Below are 16,854 nucleotides of genomic sequence, written 5' to 3'. Positions count from 1 at the left end.
ATGAGTAGTATGGGCATTGCCATTGCGGCAACTGGCCTTTCACTCGTCCTGATATTTGTGTGGATGATCTCGTTGTCGATGCGGAAACAGAGACTCGAGGCAGAGAGGAAAGCTCGCGAAGCCGCTTATCGAAAGGCGATGCATAAAGCGCGAGAGCAAGAGCGTAAAGAGCGAGAGTTCAAAGCAGAAACCGGGCATATCCCCACCATTTTATTTCTAGCGAAAGAAGCCGAAAAGGACAACATTCGTCAAGCGCTGTATTGGTATGATAAAGCCGCTAAACTGGACAATGTGACGGGGATGTACGGCATTGTTCGCTTAAGTGAACGCATGCGCGAAGATGTGATTTTAAAAGAGCAGGCAAACTTCTGGCGTACCGCAATTGCGGGAATGGAAGGGGATACCGAAGCGAAATTTTCGACGGGCAAGGCCTTGGTCTTTGGTCGAGGAACTGAAAAAAATATCCCAAAAGGTAACCAACTGATTGAAACTGCCGCCGAAGAAGGCTGCATTGATGCCATGATTTATATGGGGGAATGGCAGCTTTCACCAGACAATAGTGCAGGACGCAGTGCAGATGCGCTTTACTGGTTTATGAAAGCGGCGGAAAAAGACAGTGCAGATGGCAAGATCCAAGTCGGCTTATGTTACCTAAATGGAATTGGTACAGAAAAAAGCATGGTTAAAGGTTGCTACTGGCTGGAACGGGCCGCGGAAGGTGGCAGTGCTAAAGCGATGTATCATGCTGGCGAAGCGTGGAAGGATAAAGGTAAAACGGGTAATGCAATTGCTTACGTTTGGCTGTTTCTTGCTGCCAATATGGGCTACCAACCTGCACGTACGTTGCGTGATGAAGTGGCAACCAATATTGGTGTTGATGTTGTCGTTGGATTGCAGTCCATAGCGAAGCCGTTGCAAAGAAAGCTGGCCTCAGGAATGGTGAGAAAGCACTCTATTATTCGAGCCCTTAACAAAGTGTACAAACGCGAAGCGTATTTTCCTGCGGAAGAGGAGCTCAATGCGGTGTTGAATGATGAGAATAAAGACGCCTCCGAAGCTTGGGAGGAGACATCAACACTAGATTTTCAGCCTAACATGACAACGGTAACAGCAGAAGACCAGGCAAGCACATCGACCAACGAAAAAAAACTCTCTAAAGATGCGCTCGATTTCACTCAAAACTTCCTTCAGCCATAACCTATCTTATCCAGAAGCCTCAAGATTGAGGCTTTTCTTTTGTCTTTAAAATGTTACGCCAATCCAAGTCAGCTCAATGTATTTGAGGCTAGACATCCAATGACGTGAAAACTCATTTTCGACATTTGGAGGACGAAAGATGATAAGTCAACCTGTTAAAATCGGTGACGATACCGCCGTAGTCATTCCAAGCGCAATCCTGGCTCAGCTCGGGATAAGGGAAGGAGATACCCTAGAAATCGCACTGAATAAAGACAAAATGGAAATTAGGAAGATGGTGTTGAAAACCAGCACTCCAACTTACTCTGAAGATATTGAGGAGAATTGAGTTAGAGAATCTTGGTTTGTCGGATACACTACTGGTTTCGCAAAACTGGCGCTTGCCGCTGTCTTTGAACTATCGATAACTACAATAAGAGGTAAGGTACTATGCAAGGTATCCTCTCTATACAATCTCATGTTTCTTTTGGTCATGCTGGTAACAGCAGTGCCGTTTTCCCAATGCAACGCATGGGCTTCGAAGTATGGCCGATTCATACCGTTCAATTTTCTAACCACACGCAGTATCAAGAAGGCTGGACTGGGCGAGCGTTTGCGGCTGAAGACATCAGCGAGTTAGTTCGTGGTCTTAGTAACATCGGTGCATTGGAAAAGTGCCAAGCGGTGTTGACGGGCTACCAAGGCAGCGCAGAGCAGTGCCTTGCTGTCGAAGAAACCGTGACGAAAGTGAAACAAGCAAACCCGAACGCACTTTACGTTTGCGACCCTGTAATGGGCGCGCCAGACAAAGGCTGCATTGTGGCTCCGGGCATTGCTGAAAATCTTCTAACGCGTTTGATGCCAATGGCGGACGTGATCGTTCCGAACCAATTCGAGCTAAGTCAATTTGCTGAGATGGAAATCCACTCACTAGACGATGCGATCACCGCATGCCAACGTGCGCTAGAAAAAGGTCCAAAAGTGGTGCTAGTTAAGCACCTTTACTGCCTAGAAAATGGCAGCTTCAACATGCTATTGGCTACGCAAGAAGGCATTTACCTTGCGAAGCGTCCTCAATTTGAGTTTGCTAAACAACCTGTTGGCGTGGGCGATCTTATTTCAGCTATCTTTACCGCGGGACTCTTAAAAGGCTGGTCTCCTAAACAAGCTTTCCAACATTGTCACGACGCGTGTTACGGGATGTTGAGTGCAACGTACCATGCGGGTGAGTGGGAGCTGCAAACTATTGCGGCGCAGCAAGAGTTTGTTAAACCAAGCAAACACTTCCCGATTGAAGAAGTGGCTCTGGTCACCGCATAATTGAGCGCAATTAAACAAAAAAGGGGAGCCATCATCGGCTCCCCTTTCTCTTTGTTCTGTCAGTCTTACTGAGCTTTTTGCTGCTCTGATTTACAAACTGCTGCCGTAAAGACAACGTCTGTTGAGCTGTTTAGCGCAGTTTCTGCAGAGTCTTGAATCACACCGATAATGAAGCCAACCGCTACAACCTGCATTGCTACGTCGTTTGAGATACCAAACAGGCCACACGCAAGTGGGATAAGTAGTAGAGAGCCACCTGCAACACCTGATGCGCCGCATGCAGAAACCGCAGCTACAATACTTAGAAGTAGCGCAGTCAGTAGATCAACTTCGATACCCATAGTGTGCACAGCTGCAAGCGTTAGTGTTGTGATAGTGATTGCAGCACCAGCCATGTTGATGGTCGCACCTAGAGGGATAGATACTGAGTATGTATCCTCGTCCAGTTTTAGTTTCTCACATAGTGCCATGTTTACTGGAATATTCGCCGCACTTGAACGAGTGAAGAACGCAGTTACACCACTTTCACGTAGACAACGGAATACAAGTGGGTAAGGGTTTTGTTTGGTTTTAACGAACACGATCGCTGGGTTTACAACGAGTGCGATGATCATCATTGCGCCAAGAAGAACCGCCAGAAGGTGTGCGTAGCTTGCTAGTGCGCTAAAGCCCGTTGTCGCAAACGTTGAAGCAACCAAGCCAAAGATACCAAATGGTGCAAGACGAATGATAAAGCGCACAATGTGAGACACGCTGTGGCTTAGATCTTCAAATACGGCCTTCGTTGTTGCCGATGCGTGGTGTAGTGCAAGACCCAGACCCACACCCCAAGCAAGAATGCCGATGTAGTTTGCTTCTACTAGTGCATTTACTGGGTTGTCGACCAGTTTAAACAACAATGTGCGTAGAATTTCAGCAATACCTTGAGGAGGCGTTGCACCTTCAGCGCCGGTGACAAGCGTTAAATTGGTCGGGAAAAGGAAGCTTAGAACCACTGCTGATAGCGCCGCGAAGAATGTACCCATCAGGTACAGTACAACGATTGGGCGCATGTAAGTGTGTTGGTTTTTCTTTTGGTTTGCAATTGAAGCGGCAACCAAAATAAACACAAGAATTGGCGCGATCGCTTTAAGCGCACCGACAAAAAGGCTACCAATTAATCCCGCGCTTTCGGCATGGCTTGGAGAAATTGTCGCGAGCAAAATACCAAAGACGATACCGACAAGGATCTGGACGACGAGGTTACCACGAGCATATCGGGCAACGAGGCTGTTGTGTTGCATACATCATTCCTGCAATTTTATGCCAGAGTGGCAGGGCAATAGTCCATCATTACACGGCGATAATGCCCTTGTATTGCAAGGGGTGAGCATTGCTTCTGGTCACTAAGACACATGATTATCAATTATCCTGTTGTTATAAATTCAGCCATTTTCTTGCTGAATATCACATATCTTAGCTTGGTAATATTTTGTGTCTAGTTTTAGTTTGTTTTTGGATTAAATGTTTGCTCAATGTTATTTAAATAAGATTTTTATGTTGAAAATTATCATTAGTTATGAGTAATGGTTTTTAATAAAGTTGTTAAAAAGGAGACTTTCGTCTCCTTTGATTTTATTGACAACTCAAACGCAACAAATTAATAACTTTGTTGGCGCCTGCGCTTATCACTCATGGCATTTCGAGTGAGTTTCCCGAACTGTCGACTTTGAGCTCGTTGCTCTGCCAAAGTCGCACCGTTAAAGGCTTGTTCTCGCAATAGTTTTTGATAGTTATTGAAACGACGAACTTCCAGTTTGCCATTTTCAATCGCAGTTTGAATTGCGCAACCCGGCTCAGTTTGATGCTGGCAATCACCAAAGCGACAACGCTGAGCGAGCGCCTCAATGTCAGAAAATGCCTCACTGACCCCCGATTCACAATCTGCTAGTTGAAGCTCGCGCATTCCCGGAGTATCAATCAAGATGCCGCCATCAGGTAATAGATGGATAGAGCGCGATGTAGTTGTATGTCGCCCTTTGCTATCGTCTTCACGAATATGCCCAGTTGCCTGTTCTTGTTGCCCGAGTAATGCATTAACAAGAGTTGATTTGCCAACGCCTGAAGAACCGATAAAAGCGAGGGTTTGTCCTTCTTTGCACCAGGTCATGAGTTTAGAAGCACTCTCTATTTCTAAGCCGTTGACTGTCTCTATAGCTAATAGAGGGTCGAGCTTCTGTACTTGGCTTTTTAGTTCATCAGTATTGTCACACAAATCGGCTTTGGAAAGCACGATGACGGGTTCGACTTCGGCTTCATGAGCCAAGGCAAGATAGCGTTCAATACGACTTAAATTGAAGTCGTCGTTAAGGGAACAGACGATAAACACTGTATCCACATTGGCTGCGATAAGTTGCTCTGCCACTTTGCTGCCAGCGGCTTTGCGGCTAAAGAGGCTCAAGCGATCCAGTAAGCGAACAAATTGCTGATCTTCATTTAAGATTACCCAGTCTCCGACGGTCATATTGGGTAAAGAATGGTGGGCATTAAGATGAACTTGCCCAGTTTCTGTCGCCAATAAGTAACCACTTCGGTGGTGCGCAATCACACGAGTAAAGATAGTGTTGTCGTAATCGTCTAGTGTCAGTTGTTGCTGAAAAAATGGTTTCCAACCCAATTGTTTTAGAGGGTTTGAAGTTGAAACTAATGTGTCACAAAAAGTATGTGTTTGATTCATTATTGAATTATCCCAGACGCAACAAAGCGCCTTAATACAAATCGCATTAGGGTCTAATTCGGATAGAGTTGACCCCGGTGAAGACCGGGCAGAGAAGGGGAAGTTGTGGTTATGCCACAGAGTTGGTGCTGTTAGGGTTACCCTTGCGATGCCCAGTTAGTGTTATTCAATACAATCATCTTGTGTCCTCTTCGTTGGTTAATAAATAAGTGAGTTAATTAAGCCAAAAGAGTATAGCCGCCCTTTTTTAAAGAGGGTAGCTATACTGCAAAAATATTAACTTTGTTTTGTGATACGCTCTTCCATAATCTGCGAATACGTGTTGGCTTTTAAGCCGTATATGATTTGGACATGACGATCATCCAATATCACGACTCCATGCGCGCCATGATTTTTGAGTGCGTTCTTATCGATGACGGACGTCGCTCTGAGGGTAAGACGCAGCCGAGTCGCACATGCACCAGTTTCTAGCAGGTTCTCTATGCCCCCAATGGCGTCAATGATCGTATCGACGTCTTGTTCGACATTGGGGTTGGTATGAGTTAGGAAATTGAAAAATTGCTTCAGCGCTGACTTAACCGTCATTTGAAGAGCCTTCGGTCGTTAGTTTTGAAATGGCTTCAACAATCGGTGCCGGCGAGAGCGTATGCGGTACTTTAGTGATTAACGTGCCATCCGGCTTCAAGAAGTAGAAGTAAGAGCTATGATCCAGCGTGTACTTTAGTTCCGAGCCTTCCAATTCTGTCTTGCGGAAAATGACACCATAGTTGTGTGCCAAAGGTGTCGTTACATCAAGTGGTGCCGATAGGCCTTCAATCATTGGATGGAAGTAATGGGCATATTTTGCTGATGCATCGGCCTCATCACGCTCTGGGTCCAAAGAAATGAACATCGGGCGTAGTTGCGCTTTTTGCGCGTCGTCAATTTGATTCAGTGCTCCTGCCAGCATTGCAAGAGAAGTTGGGCAAACGTCTGGGCAGCGAGTAAAGCCAAAATAGACGACTCGGATGCGAGGGTCATTCACATCGAAGATATTGACGGCTTGGTTATTTTCCCCAAACAATACCGTTTGTTGAGAGGTGGAACTGTCCACTTGCTCTGGCTTCGTTTTCTGATTATCTAAATAGCTCTTTACGCCAAACCCGAGTGCGAAAGCAGCTACGAGAAATAGGGACCAATTGTGGCTCATAACGATTCCTTATCTTTGCATTTTTATAGCAGGGTAAACGGTATTCTCTCCATCACTGAGTTCACCAACCCAAGTCATTGCATCCTCCGTGCAAACCGGGAGAATGATGTCACCTTGATATTGGCCAGGAGCGATTTGCTTCAGCAAAAACTTAGGCTCACCCATCTCCATTTCTCTTCCTGAAAGACTTAGGATGAGTTGCTTAGCATCGCTTGTATGCCACTCAACATTTAGAGTGGTAGGAACCAAGGGTTGAGCAGTTTCTGAGTTTAGCGTCATCGTAACATTTTCTTGGACGCAAGAGGTTGTAGAGAGAAAGCAGTATTCATCTATTGACTTGCTTTGAGTGGAAGAAGAAAAGCTTTTTATTAGAGTCGGGGCATAAAATCCCGCAACTAATGCGGCTGAAACAGCGGCGATTTGTAACAGTTTCATTAAGGTTCAGCATTTATCACTTAACATTACGAGCATCGTAGCACAGATGCGCCGCTCGCCAACTCGTGACCTCGGTAAATTGTGCGTTATACCTCGGTGACCAGCTTCTTAGTAACGCGACGGACTTTATTGCATCAAATACAGCAGAGTTTTCAATTGAGATGTTTTTGCCCTTAGCCAATAGATAAAAACGGAGCCAATTGGCTCCGTTTTTATTTGGTTCAGTATGTGTTTGATACCAAAGTTATTTATCTGAATCTGCGAATTTCTCTAGACCCAAAACCAGAGCAATGGCTGCAAGCATCATTACGACAGCAAGTACTAACTGAGAAGGTTGTGATGTCACGTGTTCAAATTCAAATGGTGATAGGTTGTGCTGTAGCAATGGCACTTGTTCGCCCTTCGAATTGGTGCGCCAAGTGATGGTTTCTTTCCATGGCCAAATCTTTGGCAACGTACCAATCATTAATCCAGTCAAAAACATCAGGGTGAAATCACGGAACTTGCGTAGTAACCACGACAATAAGTGAGAGAAGGACAGTAAACCGATCACGCAGCCAGACAAAAATAGCGCTAATGTATCGACTTGAAAACCTTTCACTGCGGCTAATACAGGAGCATACATGCCAATCAGCAGCAAAATAAAACTGCCAGAGATACCCGGCAAGATCATCGCACAAATCGCGATAGCTCCAGCGAATAAGGTGTTAATGGCCGTTGGTTCCATGTGTAAAGGTTTGAGCACAGTAATACTATAAGCAAACCCGACACCAACGAGCAGAATGACAAAGCGGACAAGATCGCGTTGCTCAACCTGACGAATAATGTGATACACAGAGACCAAAATTAGACCAAAGAAAAATGACCAAAGTGGGATCGGGTGTGTGTCAAGAAGCCAAGTAATCAACTTTGCTAGCGTTGCAATACTGGTGAAAATGCCGGCAAACAGAGCGATTAGGAAGAATCCGTTGATGTGATGAAACGCGGCTTTAAACCCTTCTTTTCGCCAGATAGAGAAAAGTGAGGGGTTAATGCGTCGAATGCTTTCAAGCAGCGTATCGTAAATACCAGTGATAAACGCGATGGTGCCGCCAGATACACCAGGTACAACATCTGCTGCACCCATGGCGATTCCCTTGAAGAAAGTAATTAAGTAGTTCATTGCTCTAATGCTAAGTCGTTTCGATGGCAGAGAGTATACAAACATTGCGATGAAAAAAGTATGAAATAGTGCTGTAACTACTTGGTTTTATATCCAATCTATTGCCTATCTTTATTACCCGCCAAGAGACAATGCCGCCGTAACGAGCTTTTAATGCTTGGTTTACATTTTTGAGATGATTAACTCTACTATCAATTATCAATCTTGGTTGCATTGTGCAATTGCAATTTGCATTGTCAAATTGCATTTTGATAATTTGCGCGTGAATAAATCCAGCTTATATGAGATCTTGTGCCCAAAAATAAGTCTTTGCATTTTGGCATGATTAATGCATAATACTGCTCGACCCTTCTTAAGCCGAGGGTCACCTAGCCAACTGACGTTGTTAGTGAATACAATTTGTTCACACTAAATATAAGCCAATCGCGATTATTGCGGTTGGCTATTTTTTTATATGAACAACGTTACTTACGTGCTTTGCAAATTGCACTTCTCTTACTGTCAGTCATAAAAAAGGGCTGACGTGTTACGCCAACCCTTGTGTTTTACTTTACGTTTTAACCCGTTTATCGAGCAGTTCAGTATCCCATCAACTGCAGCAAATTTTCAGCTGTCACAATGGCTTCTTTACGATTAGCAATATTAAGCTTTTGGTACAGGTTGCGAATGTGGGTTTTAATTGTCGTACCTGCCACATCCAGCTCTTGTGCGATTTGCTCGTTACTAAAGCCTGAATAAATCAGTCCCAGAACCTGCCATTCGCGTTGTGTTAATGGGCTGGTACGTACTAGCTCTGGCACATTAGGGTGATTCACCAACTTTTCAATAAAGTCTTCATCAAAGTGAATTGACCGGCTACGTTGATTCGATGAAATGTCCTTCATTAACTGTTGAGCACGGTGACGCTCAAGATCGCCCAGTTCATGGCGGAGGCTCAACTTCTCCAGCAGACCGCCAATGGTTGCACCATCAATCAGGAAGTTTCCGACCATGCCAGTTTGGTTCGTCATTACTAATGCTTCTTTTAACAGTGCCTTGGCTTGCTCCTCATCTTTTTGGCGAGCAGAAAGGACCGCTTCAACCACTAAGTTGCGATTAGTATCTGTGATTAGGTTAGTGCGACGAGCTTCACCTTGGAGAAAATCTAACGCAGCACGAGCGTCGGTATATTGGCCTAAGTTAATGTGGGCGCGAGCAATGTTACGCCATTGCAATTGAGAAAAGTGGTTGCATGCCGATTCAGGACGAACCGCAGTGTTGAGCCATTCTTGCATTGCATCGGTATTCCCGCGCGCTTGCCAAAATAGAATCAACGATAGTGAAGCGTTTGCAGTCCAATCTACGTGGTAAGTCGACTGTTTCATCAAGTGTTGGATGTGCTCAATGAATTTACCGGCTTTGTCTAATTCACCGCGTCCAATCGCAATACGCGCCAACATCGAATAGCTATGTAAGTGCTTGCTTGGTGAATGGTTTTCGAGAATTTGCAGACCTTTGTACGCGCATTCTTCCGCTTCATCAAGTCGGTTCCAGCACCAAAGTACTTGCGCGCGAATACGCAGCAAAAATTCATGAAGAGGAACATGCTGAAGCTGCTGATCTTCAATCAGACGAAATGCGGAATCTTGTAGTTCAAAGGCAGCTTGCACGTAACCTTGTGCAATTAAAATCTCGCTTTGCTGCAATATTGCCCATAACGCTTGGTGATATACCTGATACTGACGAGCTAGCTTTTCAGTTTGTTGCATCATCGGCAAAGCACGGTCTAGTTTACCTAGCACGTGGTTAACTTCACCAACAACCGAAGTCGCCACAATTCGGCTACGGTAAATAGTGTTATCAAGTTGGCTAAGCGCTAGCTCCGCTAATTCGAGAGCTTTTTCTGGTTGGTTACTGTTGATAGCCACTTGAGCAAGCAACGCGTTTGCTTGACCTTGATAATGAATATCTAACGCAATGTTACGCTTTTTGTGTTCCTCTTCCGCTTCTTCAAGCAGGTGGCCCACTTGGTTATAACGATGCTGACTTTGAGCCAACCATGCTCGGAGCATCGTAAGTTTTGGGTGGCTGAACAACAGATCATCGTCCAACTTGTTAATTGAGCTTTCCAGTGTGCTGAGTTCGCCTTGGTTAAACATCTTCCAGCCGAATTCGTTTAGGATCTCTACCACTAAGTCCTTATCATTCGATTTTTGTGCATGATGAATCGCTTGGTGTGGTGCTTTTTGTTGTAACCAAGCGATAGCAGCATTGCGGTGGAGATCTTTTTCTTGCTGAGGAATACGAGCTTGGCGCTCATGAGATAAAAACTCGCCAAATAAGTTATGGAACCGGAACCAGTTCTGTTCCCCTTCGAGCGGGTAAATGAATAAGCCGTAACGGTTAAGCGATTCAATCATTCCCAGTGCATCTTCGCGTTGGGTAAGGGCAAACACTAACTCATCATTGAAGTGGTCAAGCACGGATACTTGCATTAAAAAGTGACGAGTTTCGTGATCGAGTAAGTCAAACACTTCTTCGACCAAGTAATCCCACAAGTGCGCGTGATTGAACTGCGATACCGACTCTACAGTTTGTGCCAATGTGCGGTTTTGATGTTGGGCTTGTAATGCGATCAACTGCATCGCCGATGGCCAACCTTCAACATAGGTTCTTAGGCTGTTCGCCATGTCTTCATCGATACCATCGGCGATACGCTGGTTAAAGAAGCGAGTGGTTTCTTCGGTATCAAACGCCAACATCTCGTTGCCGATTTCGATCATTAAATCACGAACACGTAAGTTTGCAGTGCCCAGAGGCGGCGCTGCACGACTGGTTACCACAACGGTGAGGTTGTCTGGCATGTGCTTTAAAAAGAAACGCATGGATTCATGGATTTCATCATTCGTGATTAAATGGTAGTCATCAAGCACCACGTAGCACTCTTGATGAAAGTCAGCCATTTCAGCGAACACTTCGCTAAATAGGGAGCGTAAAGACGAGATCTGACGTTTTTCCGCCAGTTTTTGTGCGTTAGCGCAACTGAAGTTGGTGGCTTTGTTTAATGCTTGAAGCAGATAGTTTACAAAGCGAAAGCCGTCGTTATCGCTGTCATCAATGCTGTACCAACCGACGTTTGGCTTATCGGATAGCCACTGCGCTGCCATTGTCGTTTTTCCGTAACCTGCTGGGGATCGGAATAAAACCAATTTGTAGTAAGGCGCTTGCTGTAGTAAGTCCAACACTCGTGGGCGCACGATGGCATTGTGCAGGCGTCCTGGTCGAGTAAGCTTAGATGGAATCCACATTAGTAGTTATGTCCTTATTTATGTATACCCAAATGACTGCAACGTGATCATTCTAGTAAAGCCCCCTTGAAAGCCGTCTTACTGAATGATGTCATCAGCATCAAAAACACTGTTTGAATGCCGGATAATGTCGCTACTGTTGGGGCTTGCGTCCGTCTGAAAAACCATTCCATACGGTCACTTAGATATAAAAGCTAGCGAAAACTAGAAATAACTCACATCGCCTAATTCTAGTTTGTATAAAAAGCGTACAATCCTGTGAGCTGAGTGGGATGTTACGACATCAGAAATGTTCGTTACTTTGATCCACTTCCTAATTCTCAAGGGTTGATGGATTTACCATCAACTACGCCCTTTATTTGTGATTGTCGTCACTTAAATATCGTTTGTTTCGTTAGCGTTAAGATCGCGTTGCACATAGATTACGAAAAGTTCTTCTACGCTGACCGAGTTAATGTGACCGATATTACAATTTTCACATCATCAGATGAGTGGACTATAAAAAGCGTCATGAACGGGTTTTAACCTTTCTCACATTCCATTGTGATCAAAATCACTAAGAACTGGTGCAAAGTTCACTTTGTTGAGATTTGGATCACTAACCTAGCAATGGTACCCCCTCTACGCCCTCAGCCCTCCTCCTTCAAAGGATGAGAATTAGGAGGATGTTTATTCACAGAGGTAAATGCACGATGTATGGCAGATGAATTACCAAAAGACGTGAGAATTTCGTAATGAAACCTACTCAACAAAAACAATTTGACAAGAAGTCGTTCCAAGAAAGCGTAAAGAAACACCTATCTGTAACTTACGCTCATACGATTGAAAACGCAGACAGCCGCGCATGGTACCTAGCAATGGGGCATGCTCTGGCTGAATTTACTACTCTAGATTTGCTTGCGACAGAAGAAGATCCACGCATTAAAAGTGCGAAGAGCGTTAACTACCTTTCGCTAGAATTCCTTATCGGTCGTTTGACTGGTAACAACCTAATCAGCATGGGTCTGTATGAACAAGTAACAGAAGCAATGGCTGAACTGGGTTACAACCTAACTGATCTGCTAGAAGAAGAGCGCGACCCATCATTGGGTAATGGTGGCCTTGGTCGTCTGGCTGCGTGTTTCATGGATTCATGTGCGGCACAAGAATTCCCAACTGTCGGCTATGGTTTACATTACGAATACGGTCTATTTAAACAGTCATTCAAAGATGGTCGCCAGCAAGAAGCACCTGACGCTTGGCGCGGTGTAGAAGGCTACCCTTGGGAAATTGCGCGTCCAGAACTTGCGCAAGAGATCGGTTTCTACGGTCACGTTGAAGTGATTAACGAGAACGGTAAAGAAGTTCGCAAATGGGTACCAGGCATGACAGTAAGAGCAATGCCTTGGGATCTTCCAATTGTGGGTTACGAATCAGACACGGTTTACCCGCTACGTCTTTGGGAATGTCAGGCGATTGCACCATTCTCACTAGCAAGCTTTAACAATGGTGATTACTTCGAAGCTCAGCACGCACTGATCGACGCAGGTAACATCACTAAAGTGCTTTACCCGAACGACAACCACGAGAAAGGTAAAACACTGCGTCTAATGCAGCAGTACTTCCACTCAGCAGCGTCTGTACGTGACATCCTACGTCGCCACGAAGCTGCGGGCTACTCGCTAGCGGATCTACCTAAGCAAGAGACTATCCAGCTTAACGATACGCACCCAACGATTGCGATTCCTGAACTAATGCGCATCCTGATGGATGAAAAAGGTTTAGCTTGGGAAGCGGCTTGGGAAATCAGCTCTAAGACATTTGCGTACACCAACCACACGCTACTTCCAGAAGCACTAGAGACATGGCCAGAGTCGCTAATCCAGCACCTGCTACCACGTCATATGGAGATCATTTACGAGATCAACCACCGCTTCCTACAAGACGTACGTGCAATGTGGCCGGGTGATGTCGCGAAGCAACAGAAGCTTTCTATCATCGAAGAAGGTTTCCACCGCATGGTTCGCATGGCAAACCTATGTGTAATCGGCTCTTACGCAGTAAACGGTGTAGCAGCACTTCATTCTGAATTGGTTAAGAAAGACCTATTCCCAGAGTTCCACGAAATGTACCCGACACGTCTACACAACGTAACGAACGGTATTACGCCACGTCGCTGGTTGAAGTTCTGTAACCCAGGTCTGTCTCAGCTTATCACTGAGAAAGTCGGCCCAGAATGGCCAGCGAAACTAGAGCAACTTGAAGGTATTGCGAAGTACGCCACTGACGCGACATTCCAAAAAGAATTCATGGCAGTGAAGAAAGAGAACAAAGAACGCCTAGCAACTTGGGTGAAAGAGAACATGGGTATCGAGCTCGATACTAATGCAATCTTCGATGTTCAAATCAAGCGTCTACACGAGTACAAACGTCAGCATCTAGACTTGCTACACGTACTGTCTCTGTACCACCGTATTCTTAATGAACCAGGTTTTGAGTGTACGCCACGCGTTGTGTTCTTCGCAGCAAAAGCAGCACCGGGTTACCACCTAGCGAAAGAAATCATCTTCGCAATCAACAAGATTGCAGACAAGGTGAACAACGATCCTCGCATCGGTAACAAGCTGAAAGTGGTATTCATCCCTGACTACCGTGTGAGCATGGCTGAAATCATTATCCCTGCGGCTGACGTTTCTCAACAAATCTCGCTAGCGGGTAAAGAAGCATCAGGTACAGGTAACATGAAGATGGCGCTAAACGGTGCGCTAACTATCGGTACAATGGATGGTGCAAACGTTGAGATTCGTGAGGAAGTAGGCGATGAGAACATCTATATCTTCGGTCTAGATGTTGAAGGTGTGAAAGCGCTGAAAGCTCAAGGTTACAACCCATTTGATTACTACAATGCGGATCACTTACTCAAAGCGTCAATGGACTTGCTATTGGGTGAAGAGTTCACACCAGGTCAACCAGGCTTACTGCGTGCAACGTATGACAGCCTACTAGACGGCGGTGACCCGTACTTATGTCTTGCGGACTTTGCATCTTACGTGAAAGCGCACGAAGACATGAGCGAACAATATAAAGATCAAGCTGGCTGGGCGAAGAAGGCCATTCTTAATACCGCCCTTGTTGGCAAGTTCACGTCAGACCGCTCAATCCGCGACTACGTGAACAATATCTGGAAACTTGAAGCGGTGAAACGCTAATAGAACCTAGTTAAGACCAAGGTAGCCAAGCGCTACCTTTGGTCATTTTCCAAAAGAAGTTATTGATAACAATAAAACCCTACATGGAAGGTGTTGGTATTACCTTCGGAGAAAGCGATGAAAGAACAAACAGCATTAAAGAAAGTCGCGGAAATGGCGAGATTGGCTGATAGCTATGTCAGTGCTTGGGGAGATGAGGCTAAAGTGTCTGAGGAGACGCTACGCCGCTTGCTCGCTTCGCTTGGCTACGATACTAGCAGTGATGAAAAACTACTGGCTTCTGCTGAAAAGAAACATAAAAAAGACGTACTAGCCCCTGTTCTTGTTTTACGCGACGGCGAACCAGTCGAAGTGGAACTAAACCTAGGTACGAGTGCTCGTGAGAGTGAATTCAGCTGGCGTTTAGAAACAGAACAAGGAGAGGTACTTGAAGGCTATCTTCAGTCCCAAATTGTTCGTGATGAGCGTGCTGAGGGTGGCCCTCTAGTGTTTGCATTGCCAAAGAACTTGGCTTGGGGTTATCACAAACTGATCATCAGTCGTAAGCGTCGTAAAACACCTTACGAGATGTCATTGATCATTACGCCGAAAGCGTGTTTCAAACAAGACGATCTAAACCAACACAAAAAGCTATGGGGTCCTAGTATCCAGCTTTACACACTGCGTACTCAGCATAACTGGGGCATCGGTGATTTTGGCGACCTAAAACAACTGGTGAGTGATATTGCCTCTCGTGGCGGTGACTTCATTGGCTTGAACCCTATTCACTCGCTTTTCCCTGCGAATCCAGAAGGGGCAAGCCCATACAGCCCGTCTTCTCGTCGTTGGTTGAACATTATGTACATCGACGTAAGCTCTGTACCTGAATTCGCGCTAAGTGCAGAAGCACAACAGCGAGTGGGTAGTGCAGAGTTCCAACAACGTTTACAAAAAGCGCGAGACTCTCATTGGGTGAATTACACCGAAGTTTCGCAACTAAAAATGAGCGTTCTTCCGCTGCTATTCAGTGAGTTTAAAGCTCGCCATTTAGACAAAAACACCGATCGCGCTCGTGCCTTCTTGGACTTTGTTGAAAAAGGCGGCGACAGCTTGCTACACCAAGCTGCATTCGATGCACTTCATGCTGATTTACATTCAGAAGATGCAAACATATGGGGCTGGCCAGTATTCCCTGAGAAATACCGCACATTCGACGCAGCTGGTACTCAGAAGTACATTAAGGACAACCAAGATCGTGTTCACTTGTACATGTACCTGCAATGGATCGCAGACGATCAAATCAAAGAAGCGCAAGCGCTAGCCGAAGAAAAAGGCATGGCTGTGGGTTTGTACCGCGACCTTGCGGTTGGTGTTGCAGATTCAGGCAGCGAAACATGGGCTGACGAAGGCGCGCTAGTATTGGATGCAAGCATCGGTGCGCCACCAGATGTACTTGGTCCACTAGGCCAAAACTGGGGTCTGCCTCCGCTTAACCCTCAGGTTTTAGAAGCGACTGGCTACGACGCTTACATCAAATTGCTACGTGCTAATATGAAGCATTGTGGTGCATTGCGTATCGACCACGTACTTGGCCTGCTTCGCCTTTGGTGGATTCCAAAAGGCGAGAAAGCGACAGAAGGTGCATACCTGTACTACCCAGTGGAAGACATGCTAGCAATCCTAGCGTTGGAATCTCACCGTCATCAGTGTTCTGTAATCGGTGAAGACTTGGGTACTGTACCTGATGAAATCGTTGATATCCTTCGTGATGCGGGTGTGCATTCGTACAAAGTCTTCTTCTTCGAAACATCAAAAGACGACGGTGGCTTTATTTCTCCGAAGCACTACGCTGAGCAGTCTATGGCTGCACTGTGTACGCACGATATGCCAACACTACGCGGTTTCTGGCACTGTGATGACTTGAAGATGGGGCGTGAGATTGGTCTGTACCCTGATGAACAGCAGTTGGAAGGCCTATTCGCTGATCGCTTGAAGTGCAAACAAGGCATTCTAGACAGCGTTCGCTGGCATGGCTATTTGCCAGAAGGCATTGGTCATGATGCTCAGTACGTGCCAATGGATTCATACCTAAGCGAAGCGCTGCAACTGCACGTAGCCGCGGGTGACTCTGCACTGCTTAGTGTTCAGCTTGAAGACTGGCTAGAAATGGATCAACCGGTCAATATTCCTGGTACGGTGGATGAGTATCCAAACTGGCGTCGTAAATTGTCGATGAACCTAGATGAAATCTTCAGCCGTGAAGATGTGAATCGTATTTCTAAACGCCTTACTGAAGTTCGTGCACAGGCGAGTAAGTAAGATGCCTAGAGTGGTGTAGATGGACGAGCTGATTACCAATTTTGTTAGCTCAGAGGTACGAAAGTTCCGTCTAGGTCACTCAT

At 45.6% G+C, this 16,854-nt stretch carries 12 protein-coding genes; 5 read left to right on the top strand and 7 right to left on the bottom strand.

The annotated features are described in order from the left end of the window. The 3 genes from R7Q38_RS04470 to pdxY all read left to right on the top strand — a co-directional run bounded on the left by R7Q38_RS04470 (window position 1) and on the right by pdxY (window position 2,496). Entirely contained in the window at window positions 1-1,197 is a 1,197-nt protein-coding gene (locus tag R7Q38_RS04470; protein ID WP_318114114.1) for a hypothetical protein, read from the top strand. Between the two features lie 139 nt (window positions 1,198-1,336). Continuing rightward, entirely contained in the window at window positions 1,337-1,525 is a 189-nt protein-coding gene (locus tag R7Q38_RS04465) for an AbrB/MazE/SpoVT family DNA-binding domain-containing protein (protein ID WP_086047213.1), read from the top strand. Between the two features lie 101 nt (window positions 1,526-1,626). Further along, window positions 1,627-2,496 carry a pyridoxal kinase PdxY gene (gene pdxY / locus R7Q38_RS04460; RefSeq protein WP_274648107.1) on the top strand — a complete coding sequence of 290 codons (870 nt, stop codon included), beginning with the start codon at window positions 1,627-1,629 and terminating at the stop codon, window positions 2,494-2,496. A gap of 65 nt (window positions 2,497-2,561) precedes the next feature. Here pdxY and sstT read toward each other — a convergent pair whose 3' ends face one another. The 7 genes from sstT to malT all read right to left on the bottom strand — a co-directional run bounded on the left by sstT (window position 2,562) and on the right by malT (window position 11,285). Next, entirely contained in the window at window positions 2,562-3,779 is a 1,218-nt protein-coding gene (sstT, locus tag R7Q38_RS04455) for a serine/threonine transporter SstT (protein ID WP_005374821.1), read from the bottom strand. Window positions 3,780-4,135: 356 nt separating this feature from the next. Beyond that, window positions 4,136-5,212 carry a ribosome small subunit-dependent GTPase A gene (gene rsgA, locus R7Q38_RS04450; protein ID WP_130545717.1) on the bottom strand — a complete coding sequence of 359 codons (1,077 nt, stop codon included), beginning with the start codon at window positions 5,210-5,212 and terminating at the stop codon, window positions 4,136-4,138. A 276-nt stretch (window positions 5,213-5,488) separates the two neighbouring features. After that, complete coding sequence (locus tag R7Q38_RS04445) at window positions 5,489-5,797, bottom strand: PTS transporter subunit EIIB (RefSeq protein WP_017634466.1); 309 nt, start codon at window positions 5,795-5,797, stop codon at window positions 5,489-5,491. Then, window positions 5,787-6,401 (bottom strand): SCO family protein, encoded by a 615-nt coding sequence (locus R7Q38_RS04440; protein ID WP_213907543.1) that lies wholly within the window; start codon window positions 6,399-6,401, stop codon window positions 5,787-5,789. Before R7Q38_RS04440 ends, R7Q38_RS04445 begins: the two co-directional genes overlap by 11 nt. 9 nt (window positions 6,402-6,410) lie before the next feature. Further along, complete coding sequence (locus tag R7Q38_RS04435) at window positions 6,411-6,836, bottom strand: hypothetical protein (protein WP_025768641.1); 426 nt, start codon at window positions 6,834-6,836, stop codon at window positions 6,411-6,413. A 244-nt stretch (window positions 6,837-7,080) separates the two neighbouring features. Further along, entirely contained in the window at window positions 7,081-7,998 is a 918-nt protein-coding gene (locus R7Q38_RS04430; protein WP_239938917.1) for a DUF368 domain-containing protein, read from the bottom strand. Between the two features lie 578 nt (window positions 7,999-8,576). After that, window positions 8,577-11,285: an HTH-type transcriptional regulator MalT gene (malT, locus tag R7Q38_RS04425; RefSeq protein ID WP_005374834.1), complete on the bottom strand. Its 2,709-nt coding sequence runs from the start codon at window positions 11,283-11,285 to the stop codon at window positions 8,577-8,579. Window positions 11,286-12,019: 734 nt separating this feature from the next. On the opposite strand from malT, the gene R7Q38_RS04420 reads away from it, so the two are divergent. Both R7Q38_RS04420 and malQ read left to right on the top strand, forming a co-directional pair. Next, window positions 12,020-14,473 (top strand): glycogen/starch/alpha-glucan phosphorylase, encoded by a 2,454-nt coding sequence (locus R7Q38_RS04420; RefSeq protein WP_005374836.1) that lies wholly within the window; start codon window positions 12,020-12,022, stop codon window positions 14,471-14,473. A gap of 117 nt (window positions 14,474-14,590) precedes the next feature. Further along, the gene (gene malQ / locus R7Q38_RS04415) at window positions 14,591-16,771 is read left to right on the top strand and encodes a 4-alpha-glucanotransferase (RefSeq protein WP_213964044.1); all 2,181 of its coding nucleotides are present in this window, start codon (window positions 14,591-14,593) and stop codon (window positions 16,769-16,771) included. The last annotated feature ends 83 nt before the right edge of the window (window positions 16,772-16,854 follow it).

This window comes from Vibrio sp. Vb0598, from assembly GCF_033338935.1.
GTDB lineage: Bacteria > Pseudomonadota > Gammaproteobacteria > Enterobacterales > Vibrionaceae > Vibrio > Vibrio alginolyticus.
Note: the sequence above shows the minus strand (reverse complement) of the source record. Positions and strands in the feature narration are given on the sequence as shown.

Bases quoted from the DNA above. Each gene is read 5' to 3' on its own strand.
- R7Q38_RS04470 (WP_318114114.1), top strand. From the start codon at position 1: ATGAGTAGTATGGGCATTGCCATTGCGGCAACTGGCCTTTCACTCGTC.
- R7Q38_RS04465 (WP_086047213.1), top strand. From the start codon at position 1,337: ATGATAAGTCAACCTGTTAAAATCGGTGACGATACCGCCGTAGTCATT.
- pdxY (WP_274648107.1), top strand. From the start codon at position 1,627: ATGCAAGGTATCCTCTCTATACAATCTCATGTTTCTTTTGGTCATGCT.
- sstT (WP_005374821.1), bottom strand. From the start codon at position 3,779: ATGCAACACAACAGCCTCGTTGCCCGATATGCTCGTGGTAACCTCGTC.
- rsgA (WP_130545717.1), bottom strand. From the start codon at position 5,212: ATGAATCAAACACATACTTTTTGTGACACATTAGTTTCAACTTCAAAC.
- R7Q38_RS04445 (WP_017634466.1), bottom strand. From the start codon at position 5,797: ATGACGGTTAAGTCAGCGCTGAAGCAATTTTTCAATTTCCTAACTCAT.
- R7Q38_RS04440 (WP_213907543.1), bottom strand. From the start codon at position 6,401: ATGAGCCACAATTGGTCCCTATTTCTCGTAGCTGCTTTCGCACTCGGG.
- R7Q38_RS04435 (WP_025768641.1), bottom strand. From the start codon at position 6,836: ATGAAACTGTTACAAATCGCCGCTGTTTCAGCCGCATTAGTTGCGGGA.
- R7Q38_RS04430 (WP_239938917.1), bottom strand. From the start codon at position 7,998: ATGAACTACTTAATTACTTTCTTCAAGGGAATCGCCATGGGTGCAGCA.
- malT (WP_005374834.1), bottom strand. From the start codon at position 11,285: ATGTGGATTCCATCTAAGCTTACTCGACCAGGACGCCTGCACAATGCC.
- R7Q38_RS04420 (WP_005374836.1), top strand. From the start codon at position 12,020: ATGAAACCTACTCAACAAAAACAATTTGACAAGAAGTCGTTCCAAGAA.
- malQ (WP_213964044.1), top strand. From the start codon at position 14,591: ATGAAAGAACAAACAGCATTAAAGAAAGTCGCGGAAATGGCGAGATTG.